A 15,852-nucleotide genomic window follows, 5' to 3' on the forward strand; every position below is an offset into this window, starting at 1 on the left:
ACTTTATTAAAATGGATATAAATGTAACTGTTATTTAAACCGCAACATCATACTCTCTAAGCGCATCGTTCAATGATGTCTTTTTGTTCGTGCTTTCTTTTCTTTTTCCAATTATTAATGCGCACGGTACTTGAAATTCACCAGCTTGGAATTTTTTAGTGTAACTACCAGGTATTACAACTGAACGCGCTGGTACAATACCTTTGGTTTCCACTGGTGTTTCTCCTGTTACATCAATGATTTTAGTACTCATGGTCAAAACTACATTAGCACCTAAAACAGCCTCTTTTTCAACTCTAACACCTTCAACAACAATACAGCGAGAACCAATAAATGCACCGTCTTCTATAATAACAGGTGAAGCTTGTAACGGTTCAAGAACACCGCCGATGCCAACACCGCCACTTAAGTGAACGTTTTTACCTATTTGTGCACAACTACCAACAGTTGCCCAAGTATCTACCATGGTACCTTCATCAACATATGCGCCTATGTTTACATAACTAGGCATTAATATTGTACCTGCTGAAATAAATGCACCATGTCTTGCTACGGCATTAGGTACTACTCTAATTCCTTTTTCTTTGTATCCTTTTTTTAATGGCATTTTGTCGTGGTACTCAAAAATACCAGCTTCTAAGGTTTCCATTTTTTGAATAGGGAAATACATAACTACTGCTTTCTTTACCCATTCGTTGATCTGCCACCCGTTTTCTGTAGGTTCGGCACATCTTAATTTTCCTAAATCTAAAAGGTTTACGACCTCTCTAATGCTATCTTGGGTAGCAGACTCTTTTAAAAGGTCTCTATTTTCCCATGCTTTTTCTATTTGAGCTCTTAATTCTGTCATTTTCATAAAATTTCCTCAAATATAAGTTGAAGTACAGTAATTACCCATGTGCAAAAGCACATATAACAAATTATCCTTTATTTTTGCCAAAAATTTAGTTTGGGAAAGATCCTTGCAATTGATTACGGAGAAAAACGTATTGGGCTGGCAGTTACCGATGATATGAAAATGATAGCGTTTGGTTTAACTACCGTAGCTACTGCCAACATATTTGAATATTTGGCAGACTATATTCCAAAAGAAAATGTAGATACCATTGTTGTTGGTGAGCCTAAACAGATGAATAATACCGCTTCTGAATCTGAAGTGCATATTGCACCTTTTTTAGTGAAATTGGCAGATAAATTTCCGGGCATAGCTATTAAAAGGCACGATGAACGTTTTACATCAAAAATGGCATTTCAGACCATGTTGGATAGCGGATTAAAGAAGAAACAAAGAAAGAACAAGGCATTGATCGATGAGATCAGTGCAACGATTATTTTACAAGATTTTTTAAAAACAGTTAAATGATATTACCCATTATTGCTTACGGTGATCCCGTATTAAGAAAAGTTGCGGATGATATAGATAAAGATTATCCAAAACTGAATGAATTGATTGCCAACATGTGGGAAACCATGTATAATGCTAGTGGCGTAGGTCTTGCAGCTCCTCAAATAGGGCTGCCAATTAGAATTTTTTTGGTAGATACTACTCCGTTCAGCGGTGATGAGGATTTAACACCGGAAGAACAGAAACAGTTAGACGGGTTTAAACGTGTATTCATTAATGCTACCATTGAGGAGGAATCTGGCGAAGAATGGGCTTTTAATGAAGGTTGTTTGAGTATACCCGATGTTCGTGAAGATGTTCGTAGAAAAGAAAGAATTAAAATTAGTTATTTGGACGAGAATTTTAAAGAGCATGTTGAAACGTATGACGGACTATTGGCACGCGTAATTCAGCATGAATATGATCATATAGAAGGGGTGTTGTTTACCGATAAGTTATCTGCTTTAAAGAAAAGAATGCTTAAAGGTAGGTTGACCAATATTTCTAAAGGAAAGATTGGTGTTGAATACCGTATGAAATTTCCGTCCATGAAAAAAGGACGTTAAAATCGCATCATTATTAATAGAAAAGTATAATATTTGTCGACTAAAATTTTAAAAGAGTATATGGGTTTAGAGAAAATTTTATCCGTTGCAGGAAAACCAGGTTTATATAAATTAATTACCCAAACTAGGACAGGATTTGTGGCAGAGTCTTTATTGGATGGAAAAAGAATTACGGTAAGCTTGCGCAGCAGTGTAAGTGTGTTATCTGAAATTGCCATTTACACACTTGAAGAGGAGGTTCCTTTAAGAGATGTGTTCAAGAAGATACAGGAAAAGGAAAATGGTGGCAAAACATCTATTGGTCATAAAGAGGAAAAAATCAAATTAGAGGAGTATTTTTTTGAAGTACTGCCTAATTATGATGAAGATCGTGTTTATGTAAGTGACATTAAAAAAGTTATTCAGTGGTATAACATATTGGTAGATAATGATATCACCGATTTTTCTAGTGAAGAGGTAGAGAGTGAAGAAGCTACAGAGGAAGAATAATATTCCTTAGTTGATAAAAAAAAGCCTTGATGAATATTCATCAAGGCTTTTTTTTATAGGTTTACTTTTTTAATCTTTTTCTATGGTTTCGTATGTGTATTCGCTTTTTTTCCAATCTATTAAAGCCGAAGGATAATACTTTACATCCATGCGGTCTAAAAATGGAGCTTGGTCTGCCAATCTTACCTTGTAATCTTCCCAATTTCTGTTTTCTTTTATACTCCAACTTAATTCTGAGTAGCCAATAATTCTAGGGAAAGCCAAGTATTCCAATTCATCTATATTGCTAATAGTTTCTGACCATAATGGTGCTTCAACACCTAAAATATTCTCCAATGGAATGCCATATTCTTCCGGGGTCCAAATATATGCTGTATCTACAGGTATGTATGCCGCCCAGTGTAAGCCGAACTTAGAAAGAGTGTCGTACTCCATATCCAAATAAGCCTTTTTTGCAGGAGAAACAATAATTTGCATGCCTTTATCCACTGCTTTTTTAGCATTCTCTTCACTGGCCCACCATTGGGAAATGGAGGAGGAATCTACATCTGCAATGGCAACTTCATCCCAACCGATCATTCGTTTACCATGCTTCTGTACTATTTTTTCAACTTTATTGATAAAATGTATGTAGTCATTCTTTTTGGTAACATGGCTTTCGTCTCCACCAACATGAAAATATGGACCCGGAGTAATTGCAGATATTTCGCGAACTACATCGTCAATAAAAGCATATACGGTATCTTTTCTAGTATCAAAAGTGCTAAAGCCAACGCGCATACCTTCGTAAAGTTTAGGTGTTTTACCATTTCCATTTAAGAAAGGATAAGAAACAGAGGCAGCATTGGTATGACCGGGCATATCGATTTCTGGGATAATAGTCATGTATCTTTCAGCTGCATAACGTACAATTTCTTTGTAATCTTCTTGGGTGTAGTATCCGCCAGCTTCTCCACCAACTTCTGTGCTACCACCAATTTCCGTCAATTTGGGCCACGATTTTATTTCAATTCTCCAACCTTGGTCATCACTTAAATGTAAATGGAGCACATTAATTTTATAATAGGATAATAGGTCAATATATTTTTTAACATCATCAACACTAAAGAAATGTCTTGCAACATCTAACATAGAACCTCTATAGGCAAAATTAGGATTGTCAACAATTTTACCGGATGGTACAGGCCATATTTTTTGAAGCGCCAAAGTGTCGTTGCTCTTTAACGGTACTAATTGTCTCAATGTTTGTATGCCTCTAAACGCTCCTTCAGCGGTGTTTGAGTTGATGATAATAGAATCTTGATTAATATATAGCTGATATGCTTCTGGTGTTTCTAAATCGGTGCTATCGCTTTGATTAATATAGATTACACGCTCAACACTGTTAGAGCCTTCGCTATTTACAGGTATGCTTAAGTTGATTTTATCCTTTAACTTTTCCGCCAAAAAAGTGCCGACCTCTTCAAAACCTGTCGCATTTTTAGAAGTGTATATTGCCGTAAATTGATCTAATGCAAAAGCGGAATTTGTAGGTATGGTTTTTAATGGCTTTGGTATTAAACTAACTTTTGATAAATCTGTGGTAGGCATTGCTATTCGCTCTTTCTTCTTTTCGGTACAAGCAATTAGTAATAAGGTTAAACTTGCAAAAAATAGACTTCGAATACAAAGGGTTTTCATTTTGTTGTGTAATTAGGGTTGGTTTACTAAATCTTTCATGGTTTCATACCAAATATCATAACCTTTTTGGTTCATGTGCAACCCGTCTTCGATAAAAATATCGGTCTTTAGTTTACGTTTGTTCAGCATGGGTTTCCATACATCTACAAAGAATAAATTTGGATCGTTCTGAGTAAAACGCTCCATTTTTCTATTTAACCTTTTATATTTTCTACGAATTTTCCATCGGCTAATACTTGGTTTTGCCGAGATCAATATAACTTGTGTAGCGGTGTTTTTTGCTTTTATTCGACGGATGATATCTGCAGTGGTATCAAGAACATCAGAAGGTCTTTTCTTGGCCCATAAGTCGTTGTCGCCCTCATAGATAAAAACTTTTTTGGGGTTGTACGATAAAATTAATTCATCTACAAAATACAGAAGGTCAGATGCTTGTGAACCCCCAAATCCACTATTGATTATTTGGTGGGCTGGAAACTCTTCTTGCAATTTTCTCCATAAACGAACGCTTGAACTACCTGTAAAAACAATAGTTTCTTTGCTAGCGTCCCAGATGCTGTCATATTTAGCTGTAATGCTATTTACTTCTTGGGTAAACATATTTTCTTCTTGTCCAAAACTGGTTATGGCTAGAAGAAAAGTGAACGCGGTTAATAAGCTGGTTTTTTGTAAGTTTTTAAAAATGGGAAGTGGGTAGCACATGCTAATTTATTTATTGATAGTTTCTGTAAGTTTTTCTGTAATAGCCCATTCGTAAAATTGCGATATCCAATTATCTGAGGCAAGGTTTTGGGTTTTCATTCCAAATCCATGACCGCCTTTTGAATACATGTGCATACCGGTATTTTTACCATTTGTTAGCCAAGCCGAATATAAATCGGTACTTGGTTTTGCCAAACCTAAAGGGTCATCAGAAGCACAAATAACCAACATAGGTGGTGCATCTTTTGGTACGGTATACTCTCCGATTACCGTCATCCAAGGGTAAACCGGCACAATAAAATTTGGTTTGTTGTTTTCTGTGGCATTAAATGTCACCCCCATAGTTACCGCACCACCTGCAGAGAAGCCCATAAACCCTATTTTATTGGGGTCTAATTGCATGTTAGAGGCATTTGTTCTTACATAGGTAATAGCAGCAAGACCATCTGCAATAGATAGTGGTAAGACTGGGGCTACTCTTTCCCCGATCTTTGCAGGGTTGGTTGCACCTTCATCAGTAATTTCTTTGATGCCATCTACACCCGTAGGTACTAATCTATATTTCAAAACAAATGCTGTGATTCCTTTTTCATTCAACCACTTGGCAACTGCTCTACCTTCACTTTCAATACTGAGTCCGTAAAGTCCGCCACCAGGCGCAACAATTATGCTAGTACCATTAGGTTGGTCTGCTTCAAAAACTTCTAACCTTGGTATGGCAACATTGGTTACTACTTCATTTTCCCAGATATCAGAGTAATATTCTCTTTCAGCCGTTGACCAAGTTACAGCGGCATTTTCTTCATAGGGCAATTCTACCATTTTCTGTGCAAGTACATTCATGGAGATAAAAATACAGGTAAGTAAAATAATTTTCTTCATATTCTTTTTTTTTATTGCATTGTTTCTATAAGCATATATACTAAGGCAGCTAATACTCCACCAATAATAGGGCCTACAATTGGCACCCAAGCATAACCCCAGTCACTTTTACCTTTGTTTCTAATTGGCAGTATGGCATGCAGCAATCTGGGACCAAAATCTCGGGCAGGATTAATAGCATAACCTGTAGGACCTCCCAACCCAAAACCTATACCCATTACTAATAATGCAACAGGTAGAGCATCTAAAGAGCCTAATGAAACTGGGCTATCGCCCACAGTACCACCGGCAATATAAAAGACACCGAACACAAGGGCAAAAGCACCGATGATTTCAGTCACCATATTCCAAAACGGACTTCTAATAGCTGGCGATGTACAAAAGGTAGCTAAAATAGCACCAGTATCTTCCGTTGCTTCATATTGTTTTTTATAGTTGAGCCAAACAAGAAAATTTCCCATCATGGCACCTAGGATCTGAGCTACAATATAACCTGGTGCCAATGACCAAGAGAATTTGCCGGCTACGGCCAAGCCAATGGTTACAGCTGGGTTCAAATGTGCACCACTGGTATCGGCTGAAATGAAAACACCGATAAATACCGCAATACCCCAAGCAAGTGAAATGCCGGTCCAGCCCGAATCACTCCCTTTTGTGCCTTTTAGAACTAAGTTGGCAACTATACCGTTTCCTATTAAAATCAGCATTGCAGTGCCAATAAATTCAAAAATAAATGTCATCATAGTTTGGTGGGATTTTAAGGTGTTTAAGATAATTAAAATCGAGGAATTATGAATAATTAAACAAGTTTGTTGTGGTATTGATAATTAAATAGGTCGAATTGTATGAATATCAGCACTTAGAAGCTTTATGCTTCTTAGTAAAAAAGGAACAAAGTTTTATTTATAGCTCTGCCTGAATTAAACACCATTCGAATTCATAATGTACTTAACTAGTACCTTACCCCGTTGACATTCATTTTTAAAGTGTAGATTGCTCCCATTGCTGTAATGAATAAAACATCTTGATTTTTACCGCCAAAAGTGATATTGGCGGTCCAGTTTTCATCAATGGGAATATGATGAATTTGTTCTCCTTTTGTGTTGAATACCGTTACACCTTCACCAGTTAAATATATGTTGCCTAGGTTGTCAATGGTCATACCATCCGAACCCATTTTTGTAAATAACTTTCGGTTGGTTAAGGTGCCATCTTTATTAATTGTAAATGTGTAAGTTTTCTTGTCTCCTATATCTGCAACATAAAGTGTTTTGCCATCGGGTGTGCCGATTATACCATTAGGTTGAACTAGGTCTGATGCTACAACGGAAACTTTTTTTGTGTCAGGAGCTATGTAGTACACGTTTTTATCCTCAAGTTCAGCTGTGGTTCTTGACCAATAATCCCTTTGGTAGTATGGGTCGGTAAAATAAATACCTCCTATGGGATCGACCCAAATATCATTAGGTCCGTTAAGTTTTTTACCGTTATAGTTTGTGAGTAAAGTATCAACGTTTCCATCATTATCAATTCGCCAAAGTTCATTTTTTTCATCGGCAGCGGCTAGTAAATTTCCGTTGTGGTCAAAATATAGACCGTTAGCTCTACCTGCCGGTTCTTTGAATACACTTAAAGTGTTGTCTTCTGCATTCCATTTAATAATCTTATCGTTAGGCTGATCGGTAAAATAGACATTACCTTCCTTATCTGAAGCAGGACCTTCGGTAAAGCTGTAAGCATTAGATACTTTAACCAATTCTGCCCCATTTTTGACAATAGATGTTTGCTGGGCTTTACAAGATAAAACAACGATTGTTAGAGCAATTGTGCTTAAAAAAGAATAAGTAGTTTTCATAGGTGCAGCTTATAGATTACGTAAATAATTCATGTTGTGCTGCATACTTTCAAACGGAGTGCTAGCATATTCTTCTTGTTCAATGTAAATATGTTGAACTCCCGAAAGTTCTTTTAACTCAAGCATTAACGGTACATCAAGTACTCCTTTGCCAAATTCGGTACTTTCTTTTTCATGCATATCCATATCTTTTAAATGCCATAAAGGAAACCTGCCCGGGTATTTTTTAAAATAGTGAAGCGGTTCTTTCCCGGCAACAACTACCCATCCTAAATCTAATTCCATATGTACCAATTCTTTTTCGGTATTATCCATTAGAACATCATAAAGTACCTCTCCATTTTCAGTTTCAAACTCATACTCATGATTGTGATAGCCAAATTTTAAACCATGCTGTCTACAGGCTTCTCCGGCTTTATTGAATTGTTCGGCTACTTTTTTGTAGTTATCTATAGTCTGACCTTCAGTCGGCAAGGATGAACAAATTAAATACTCTTGTCCAGAAGCTACCGCATCTGCCATTGTTCTTTCGAATTTGTCATCTAAATGGACATGACCACTGGTGAGTGACATACCTAATGCTTGACACGTTTTTGCCATTTCAGCAGGAGATAACCCATAATAGTAGCCTTTGTTAGAACCTGCGCTTTCAATTTCTTTAAAGCCCAAGCTGGCAATCATTTCTAAAGTTTTCTTCGGATTTTTTAGCATACCATCTCTAAATGAATAGAGCTGTACGCCATACTTTGAATTTTTAGCGGATGCCATTCTTAATTGTGGCATTATTAAGGTAGCGGCACTTAATAAGCCTGCATGTTTGATAAAATTTCTTCGTGTTTTCATTGGTGTTGTTGTTGAGTAGTTGTAACAGTTGTTGTTTTAAATTATCGATAGCTGAAAAAAATATTCCCGTTACAGATAATTAATCTTAAATGTACGAAAACAAAACAGCATTTTTAGCGAGACAATTTAGGGTTGTGTACTTTTGTTAAAACACCATTTATGAACAGCAGGAAGGAACAATTAGAGGCGATAGATAGATTGTTGACCATTATGGACGAATTGCGTGAGCAGTGCCCATGGGATAAGAAACAAACCATGCAGTCACTTAGGCAATTGACTATTGAGGAAACCTATGAATTGGGAGATGCAATTTTAGATAATGACCTTAATGAAGTTAAAATGGAGTTGGGCGATGTTCTGTTACATATAATCTTTTATTCAAAAATTGGTTCTGAAACCAATGATTTTGACATTGCAGATGTTGCCAATGCCATTTGTGATAAATTGGTGAATAGGCACCCACATATATACGGAGATGTTAAGGTGTTAAATGAAGAAGATGTAAAAAGAAATTGGGAACAGATTAAGTTAAAGGAAGGCAAGAAAAGTGTTTTAGAAGGTGTGCCAAGAAGTTTGCCCGCATTAGTGAAAGCAAATAGAATACAAGATAAAGTAGCGGGAGTAGGGTTCGATTGGGAAGAGCCACAACAGGTATTTGAAAAAGTTCAGGAAGAATTAGAAGAGCTGCAAGTAGAGGTTCAAAAAGGGGATAGTGAAAAAATAGAAGCGGAATTTGGAGATGTTCTTTTCTCCATGATCAATTACGCGAGGTTCTTAGGTGTAAATCCTGAAAATGCACTTGAGCGAACAAACAAAAAATTCATAAAGCGTTTTCAATTTCTGGAAAACAGTGCTAAGGAAATGGGTAAGGATATGAAAGATATGACTTTAGAAGAAATGGACGTTTATTGGAACAAAGCTAAAACTTATGAATAAGTGTTAATTATTAAATTCAATGTTCATAATTTTTTCTAAGTCTCTATGCTTAATGGGTTTAATGAAGTAATTTGAAATTTCTGGAAATGACTTGGCTATTTCAACATCTTCAGCATTAATAGAGGAGGTTAACATTACTATTTTAATATCCTTTTCTATCTGCGAAGCTACTTTTTGAAAATCCTTTATAAAGTCGAAACCATTTAAAATTGGCATGTGTAAATCCAAGAAAATAATATCTGGTAATTCATCTGTTGAACGAACATTATCCTGAATAAATTTTAAGGGTTGCAATGAGTCGGGGAAATCAATAATCCTAGTCACGGATAATTGATTTAGATAACGCTTCATTACATATTTGGATATATCGTCATCGTCGATAATCCAAACCAATGGATCTTGGTACATATTTTATGGTTAATGGTGTGTTAGGTTGATATAACGACATCCTTTTGCATAATAGTATTGATCTAATCCTATAGATTGAAAATTTAACAGTTTTTGGAGTGGACTATATTACTTATGAGATTAACTGTTTGTGTGTTATTTATCTGATTTTCAGTAGCGTATTTGTTATTTTTATACTGGTTTTACATATCATACAGAGGTTAATTTAGTGTAAAGTTAAAGTGTTTTTTTATTTACTTTGACTATCATTTTTAATGATAATTAATTAAAAAAATCAACGATTTTAACCACCTTTAGATTAATAAAAGTTATTCGATTAACCCTACCTTTGACAAAATTTCAGATTAGGTTTTGTTAAAAAAGTATACCAAAGAATTTCGTTATAATATTAAGCTTTCCGTTCCGGTAATTTTAGGAATGTTAGGGCATACATTTGTTCAATTGGCAGATAATATAATGGTAGGTCAGTTGGGTACTGCAGAATTAGCAGCGGTATCTTTGGGCAATAGTTTTGTTTTTATAGCCATGTCTTTGGGTATCGGTTTTTCAACGGCAATTACGCCTTTAGTAGCCGAAGCTGATGGTGCCGGTAATAAAGAAAGTGCTAAAAGCGCACTTAAACACGGTCTGGTATTATGTACTGTTTTAGGGCTAACCCTGTTTGGTCTTATTCTTTTGTCAAAGCCTATAATGTATACCATGAAACAACCCTTAGAAGTGGTTGAACTGGCTTTGCCTTACCTTGATTTGGTCGCATTTTCTTTGGTTCCACTTATTATTTTTCAAGCTTTTAAGCAGTTTTCTGAAGGTCTTTCACAGACCAAGTACCCCATGTATGCTACAATAGTCGCTAATGTCATCAACATTATTTTAAACTACCTGTTAATATTCGGTAATTTCGGATTTCCTGAGATGGGTATCGTAGGTGCGGCTATAGGTACCTTGGTGTCAAGATTTTTTATGGTATTATACCTTTGGTTTATTCTTAAAACCAAAGAAAAGTTCAAATATTATGTTACAAAATTCAATTTTGCCAATTTAGAGCAAACGGTCATAAAGAAAATTGTAGAATTGGGTTTTCCTTCTTCTTTACAGATGTTTTTTGAGGTAGGTATTTTTACCTCGGCAGTTTGGTTAAGCGGTGTATTAGGTAAAAATGCCCAAGCGGCAAACCAGATTGCATTGAACTTGAGTAGTATGACCTTTATGTTCGGTATGGGATTAGGGGTTACCGCTATGATCAGAGTGGGTAATCAAAAAGGCTTGGCCAACTTTAAAGAATTGCGCCGTATTGCCCAATCTATTTTCTTACTGACCTTTTTGTTGGAAATCGTTTTTGCAGCTTTGTTTTTAATAGGTAGGCATTGGTTTCCTTCATTATATTTGGATATTGATGATATGACGAATTTTGCCGATAATACCGAGGTTTTGGTAATTGCGGCAGAATTACTGTTGGTAGCAGCTTTCTTTCAGATTTCAGATGGGGTACAAGTTGTAGTTTTGGGAGCTTTGCGTGGTTTGCAAGATGTGAAAATACCAACCTTGATTACCTTTATATCTTATTGGATCATAGGTTTCCCAGTAAGTTATTATCTATGTCTTCATACAGATTTAAAAAGTACTGGAATATGGATCGGTCTACTTACAGGGTTAACGGCATCTGCTATTATGTTGTATCTTCGATTTAATTATTTAACTAAAAAACTAATTGCTGCTTAAACTGCAGTGGATTCAATACAATTATAGACTAGATTTTTATGGAATTTCCAAAATTTTTATTGGGCGATAATACTGATTATCCAACGGCAATATTTGTAGTACATACCGAGTTTCCAAGGTTTATAATCAACCTGGAAAATGATGAGGTAGAGTGGCTTGAAGAATTTTCTAAGGAGGATGAAAAAGAATTGGAAGAAGAGGCTGAAAATTTAATTGAGGCGGCAACCGCTTTTTATGATCGCGAAGTTTCTAGGTACGAAGATTAACTACTATGCTTGAAGAGCTATTACAGTTAGATAAGGACTTTTTTTTATATCTTAATGGATTAGGTACGCCACAATGGGATAATTTTTTTCAATTTGTTTCACATAAGTTCAGTGCTATACCATTGTATCTTTTTTTACTAATTCTGTCTTATCAGAAATATGGTGGTAAAAGAACTTTCGTGCTTTTAATTACCGTAGCCCTTTTAATTACGGTTACCGATCAGTTAGGTAATTTTTTCAAATATGGAGTTGCAAGGTTACGGCCATGTCATGATCCAGAAGTTGAGCCATATATGCGTTTGGTAAAGAGTTACTGTGGCGGTAAGTTCGGTTATTTCTCGGCACATGCTTCTAATTCTTTTGCCCTAGCAGTTTTTTTTGGTAGCATTCTAAAAGCTAGCATTAAGTATTTAGGCTTCTTTCTTGTTTTATGGGCGGCATTGGTAGCATATAGTCGTGTATACATAGGTGTTCATTTTCCGCTAGATATTATTACGGGGGCTTTAATAGGCTCATTGTTCGGCTGGTTGTTTGTAAAGTTATTTATATTTGCACTTCGCAAATTCTCCCTATGATATCTAATCTAAGGTACTGGTTTTTAATAGTTTTAATTTTTTTGGTATACGTTGCAGGTATGTTCGTAACGTTATTTGAAAATGATTCTGCACAGTTTTCTGTAATGGCCATGCGAATGGTGCAGGAGAATGATTTTTTCAGCCTGTTTAAAGGACCCGAAGAGTATCTAGATAAACCGCACATGCATTACTGGTTGGCAGCGTTAGCTTATAAAATTTTCGGAATTACCGAATGGTCATACCGTATTCCTGGAGTGCTGGCTACCTTATTGGCAGCATATAGTTGTTATGGTTTGGGCAATTTGCTGTATAATAAAAATGTAGGTAAACTTTCCGCTTTGATATTTATGACGGCACAGACCATTGTTCTTGGGGCAATCGATGTTCGTACCGATGCGGTTTTAACGGGTTTCAGTATTCTGGCTATATGGCAACTAGCCGCATATATTGAAAAAGGTAGTGCAAAAGCTATTGCTATTGGGGCGTTTGCAGCGGGTATAGCCTTCTCGACCAAGGGGCAAATAGCATTGCTGGTTATAGGTCTACCCATCCTATGTCATTTGTTCTACACGGGAAAATGGAAAGCTTTTATCAGTTGGAAGGTGTTATTGGCACTTGTAATCTTTGCAGTGACCATAACCCCTATGTTATATGCTTATTACCTTCAGTTCGATATGCACCCAGAGAAAGTTATTCGTGGTAAGGCAAATCGTAGCGGCATATTCTTTATTTTTTGGGAACAGAGTTTTGAACGGTTGAGCGGTGAAGGTATTGGTAAAAATAGTAGTGATTACTTTTTCTTTTTTCACACATTTCTATGGGTCTTTCTCCCATGGACCATATTAGGAATTATAGCATTCTATAATCAGATTAGAGCATTCATAGGTCAAAAATTCAAGTTTAAACAAGGGAAGGAATTTTTAACCGTTGGCGGTATTACCTTAATTTTTATAATTATAAGTTTTGCCCAGTTTAAACTTCCACACTATCTAAATATCACAATTCCTTTATTTGCTGTTATCACTGCAGCATATATAAATAAGTTGTACACTGCGAATAATAAAAAAACCGTAAAGTCTTTAATGATAGGGCAATACTTTGTACTGAGTATCGTCTTTATTGCTTCAGCCTTAATATGCTTTTATGTGTTTAAACTGCGTAGTTTGGTGGCATACTTCTTTTTATTGGTTGCGGCAGTCATAATAGTTTATTATGCTCTAAAAAGGGAAGGCGTGTTTATGAAATTGGTTACTATTTCGGTTTGTGCTTCTTTATTATTGAATGCTGTCTTGAACTTACATTTTTATCCAAACCTCTTAGACTATCAAGGAGGGTCGTCTATGTCAAAAATTATAACGGAGAAAAATATTCCGGTAGACCGTATTTATAAGGTAGGAAGTGACCATACTTGGTCATTGGATTTTTATAACCAATATCCCGTGCAAATAACAACGCCACAGGTTTTAAAAAACAAAAAAGATGTTTGGGTATATGTGAACGATGCTGAAATGGCTATGCTAGAGGAAAAGGGCTTTGATTGGGATGATCAGCTTTCGGTTGATCAATTTAGAATTACAAGATTACAAGGAAAATTCCTGAATCCTAATACGCGTAAAAAGGTAACACGTAAAATGCATTTGTTACATCTTTACTAAGATAACTCCTTAGGGTTATTTACTAGTTCTAACTTAATTTTCTTAAAGTGAAAAAACACTCCTACTAAAGAAACCATAGCTGTTATTAAGAAGAACAGCACACTAACACCTACAGATATATTTTGGTCTAGACCTAAGAATTTTGCACCGTAGAAAAAGGTTGCTTCACGACTTCCAATACCTCCTAAGGTCAATGGAACTACGGCTACAATTGATGATATCAAGAAAATAATGAGGTATGAAATTTGATTGGTATCAATATGTAAGGCAAGTAGAATACACCAAACACTGACCAATTGAGCTAATTGAACCAGTGCAGATAATCCAATCGATTTCCAAAAAATCGGTAGTACGTAACCAAAAAACCGTTTATTCAATAACCAGAAAACCAATACTGATAATGGTATGGCCAATAAGAACATCCAACGAAAATCATGTATTAATTCGTTATTTAAAAATCCTATTAGTGTACAGGCATAAATGAACAATAGTAGTAAGCCGGCAAGGCGGTCTAAGACAAGAACACTTACCATTTTTTTGGTTTTGACCTCAAAGGTTTTCTTTAAAATGTAGCCCTTGTATGCATCTCCACCAATACCACCGGGTAAGAATAGGTTGTAGAACATACCCAGCAAATAAAGCTTAAAGTTGCTTTTTTGGGTAAGCATAATTTGAAGCGTATGAAAGTATAGATTTAAACGAACTGCCCCTATAAGTTTAGAGATGATGAAGAATAGTGCAGCCAATAGCAAGTAAACTAAATCACTCTTGATCAGTATCCTCTTTATTTCGCTTACATTGATTTTAGTAAAGATGAAATAAATTAAAACGGCACTGATCAGTACTTTTAATACGGTAGTTACTTTTTTATTTAACTTCGCCACCTACACTTACTTTTTTAATGCGGTACGGTCTTTTGTTCTGAGATTCATAATAGGTTCTGATCAACAATTCCATAACAATACCTATTGTAAATAATTGAATACCGGCAAAAATGAACATCATACCTACTGTCAATAAAGGTCTTGTACCGATATCTTCGCCCAAGCCGAACTTAACGATCAATAGATATATGTTGATAAAAACACCTATAATAATCATTAAAGAACCGGAAATTCCGAATAGGTGAATAGGGCGTTGAAAGTATTTGCGAATAAATAGTAACAGCATCATATCTGCAACTACTTTAAATACACGTTCTAATCCATATTTAGAAACCCCTGCATTACGTGCATGGTGTTTTACGGGTACCTGCTTTATCTGTCCTCCTTCAAGAAATGCCAATAGGGTTATAAACCTGTGCATTTCTCCATACAGGTTTAAATCTTTGGCAATATCTCTTGTAAAAACCTTTAAGGCACAACCATTGTCCTTAATGTCTAATTTGGTAACACGACGAACTAAGAAATTGGCAATTTTAGAGGGTATTTTTTTAACTAGGGAATCTTTCCTTTTTTGACGGATACCGGTTACCACATCATATTCACCACTTACGGCATAGGTAAGCATTTGTGGAATATCGGAAGGGTCATTTTGTAAATCCCCATCCATAGTAATGATGTAATCACCCTCGGCATAGTCAAGACCAGCCGCCAATGCTAAACTCTGTCCGTAATTTTTCTTAAGTTCGATAAGGTGAACCTTATCGTCTTTTAAATCCTTAATTACTTTTTTGGTTTTGTCTTTTGAAAAGTCATCTACATATATGATTTGGTAATCATATCCTACCAAGCTTTCATGAATTTTTTGGGTCAACAGTGTAACGTTGTCTTCTTCGTTATATAGGGGAACAACGACAGAAAGTAGAGAATTGGTAACAGGTTGCATTGGGTTGTTTTTGAAATCGGTGCAAAGTTATGTTTTTTAAACTAAAGGAGGTCTACTTGAATGGT

18 protein-coding genes are annotated in these 15,852 nt (G+C 35.8%); 8 read left to right on the top strand and 10 right to left on the bottom strand.

Features of this window, described 5'->3' with window-relative positions:
• Nucleotides 1-34: 34 nt before the first annotated feature.
• Complete coding sequence (locus DCS95_RS10800; RefSeq protein WP_116770779.1) at nucleotides 35-850, bottom strand: 2,3,4,5-tetrahydropyridine-2,6-dicarboxylate N-succinyltransferase; 816 nt, start codon at nucleotides 848-850, stop codon at nucleotides 35-37.
• A gap of 99 nt (nucleotides 851-949) precedes the next feature.
• Between DCS95_RS10800 and ruvX the strand changes: the two genes are divergently transcribed.
• The 3 genes from ruvX to DCS95_RS10815 are packed head-to-tail and all read left to right on the top strand — an operon-like array spanning nucleotide 950 to nucleotide 2,439.
• Nucleotides 950-1,363: a Holliday junction resolvase RuvX gene (gene ruvX, locus DCS95_RS10805; protein WP_116770780.1), complete on the top strand. Its 414-nt coding sequence runs from the start codon at nucleotides 950-952 to the stop codon at nucleotides 1,361-1,363.
• On the top strand, nucleotides 1,360-1,950 hold the full coding sequence (gene def / locus DCS95_RS10810; protein WP_116770781.1) for a peptide deformylase: 591 nt from the start codon (nucleotides 1,360-1,362) through the stop codon (nucleotides 1,948-1,950). The genes ruvX and def overlap by 4 nt, the downstream gene beginning before the upstream one ends.
• A 60-nt stretch (nucleotides 1,951-2,010) precedes the next feature.
• Complete coding sequence (locus DCS95_RS10815; protein ID WP_116770782.1) at nucleotides 2,011-2,439, top strand: DUF5606 family protein; 429 nt, start codon at nucleotides 2,011-2,013, stop codon at nucleotides 2,437-2,439.
• Nucleotides 2,440-2,508: 69 nt separating this feature from the next.
• Here the strand turns inward: DCS95_RS10815 and DCS95_RS10820 are convergent, their stop codons facing one another.
• From DCS95_RS10820 to DCS95_RS10845, 6 genes are all read right to left on the bottom strand, one after another.
• Nucleotides 2,509-4,119: a family 20 glycosylhydrolase gene (locus tag DCS95_RS10820; RefSeq protein ID WP_116770783.1), complete on the bottom strand. Its 1,611-nt coding sequence runs from the start codon at nucleotides 4,117-4,119 to the stop codon at nucleotides 2,509-2,511.
• 12 nt (nucleotides 4,120-4,131) lie between these two features.
• Nucleotides 4,132-4,821 (bottom strand): SGNH/GDSL hydrolase family protein, encoded by a 690-nt coding sequence (locus DCS95_RS10825; protein WP_116770784.1) that lies wholly within the window; start codon nucleotides 4,819-4,821, stop codon nucleotides 4,132-4,134.
• A gap of 6 nt (nucleotides 4,822-4,827) precedes the next feature.
• Nucleotides 4,828-5,703 (bottom strand): alpha/beta hydrolase, encoded by an 876-nt coding sequence (locus DCS95_RS10830; protein ID WP_116770785.1) that lies wholly within the window; start codon nucleotides 5,701-5,703, stop codon nucleotides 4,828-4,830.
• 11 nt (nucleotides 5,704-5,714) lie between these two features.
• Nucleotides 5,715-6,476 (bottom strand): MIP/aquaporin family protein, encoded by a 762-nt coding sequence (locus tag DCS95_RS10835; RefSeq protein ID WP_279629398.1) that lies wholly within the window; start codon nucleotides 6,474-6,476, stop codon nucleotides 5,715-5,717.
• A gap of 179 nt (nucleotides 6,477-6,655) precedes the next feature.
• Nucleotides 6,656-7,558: an SMP-30/gluconolactonase/LRE family protein gene (locus tag DCS95_RS10840; RefSeq protein WP_116770787.1), complete on the bottom strand. Its 903-nt coding sequence runs from the start codon at nucleotides 7,556-7,558 to the stop codon at nucleotides 6,656-6,658.
• A gap of 9 nt (nucleotides 7,559-7,567) precedes the next feature.
• Nucleotides 7,568-8,401, bottom strand: a complete 834-nt coding sequence (locus DCS95_RS10845; RefSeq protein WP_116770788.1) for a sugar phosphate isomerase/epimerase family protein — start codon at nucleotides 8,399-8,401, stop codon at nucleotides 7,568-7,570.
• A 159-nt stretch (nucleotides 8,402-8,560) separates the two neighbouring features.
• On the opposite strand from DCS95_RS10845, the gene mazG reads away from it, so the two are divergent.
• Nucleotides 8,561-9,337, top strand: a complete 777-nt coding sequence (mazG, locus tag DCS95_RS10850; protein WP_116770789.1) for a nucleoside triphosphate pyrophosphohydrolase — start codon at nucleotides 8,561-8,563, stop codon at nucleotides 9,335-9,337.
• Nucleotides 9,338-9,340: 3 nt separating this feature from the next.
• Here the strand turns inward: mazG and DCS95_RS10855 are convergent, their stop codons facing one another.
• A complete protein-coding gene (locus DCS95_RS10855) occupies nucleotides 9,341-9,745 on the bottom strand; it encodes a response regulator (RefSeq protein WP_116770790.1) in 405 nt (134 codons plus the stop codon).
• Between the two features lie 351 nt (nucleotides 9,746-10,096).
• On the opposite strand from DCS95_RS10855, the gene DCS95_RS10860 reads away from it, so the two are divergent.
• From DCS95_RS10860 to DCS95_RS10875, 4 genes are read left to right on the top strand one after another with little or no spacing between them, the layout of a single operon-like run.
• A complete protein-coding gene (locus DCS95_RS10860) occupies nucleotides 10,097-11,464 on the top strand; it encodes an MATE family efflux transporter (protein WP_116770791.1) in 1,368 nt (455 codons plus the stop codon).
• Nucleotides 11,465-11,502: 38 nt separating this feature from the next.
• The gene (locus tag DCS95_RS10865; protein WP_116770792.1) at nucleotides 11,503-11,730 is read left to right on the top strand and encodes a hypothetical protein; all 228 of its coding nucleotides are present in this window, start codon (nucleotides 11,503-11,505) and stop codon (nucleotides 11,728-11,730) included.
• 5 nt (nucleotides 11,731-11,735) lie between these two features.
• Nucleotides 11,736-12,305, top strand: coding sequence for a phosphatase PAP2 family protein (locus DCS95_RS10870; protein ID WP_116770793.1), 570 nt, complete (start codon nucleotides 11,736-11,738; stop codon nucleotides 12,303-12,305).
• A gap of 59 nt (nucleotides 12,306-12,364) precedes the next feature.
• On the top strand, nucleotides 12,365-13,960 hold the full coding sequence (locus tag DCS95_RS10875) for an ArnT family glycosyltransferase (RefSeq protein WP_341865186.1): 1,596 nt from the start codon (nucleotides 12,365-12,367) through the stop codon (nucleotides 13,958-13,960).
• Here the strand turns inward: DCS95_RS10875 and DCS95_RS10880 are convergent.
• Both DCS95_RS10880 and DCS95_RS10885 read right to left on the bottom strand, forming a co-directional pair.
• Complete coding sequence (locus DCS95_RS10880) at nucleotides 13,957-14,844, bottom strand: lysylphosphatidylglycerol synthase transmembrane domain-containing protein (protein ID WP_116770795.1); 888 nt, start codon at nucleotides 14,842-14,844, stop codon at nucleotides 13,957-13,959. The two genes, DCS95_RS10875 and DCS95_RS10880, sit on opposite strands and share 4 nt — an antisense overlap.
• Nucleotides 14,828-15,787: a glycosyltransferase family 2 protein gene (locus tag DCS95_RS10885; RefSeq protein WP_116770796.1), complete on the bottom strand. Its 960-nt coding sequence runs from the start codon at nucleotides 15,785-15,787 to the stop codon at nucleotides 14,828-14,830. Before DCS95_RS10885 ends, DCS95_RS10880 begins: the two co-directional genes overlap by 17 nt.
• Nucleotides 15,788-15,852: the final 65 nt, after the last annotated feature.

Source organism: Maribacter litoralis (assembly GCF_003075045.1).
GTDB classification, from domain to species: Bacteria; Bacteroidota; Bacteroidia; order Flavobacteriales; family Flavobacteriaceae; genus Maribacter; species Maribacter litoralis.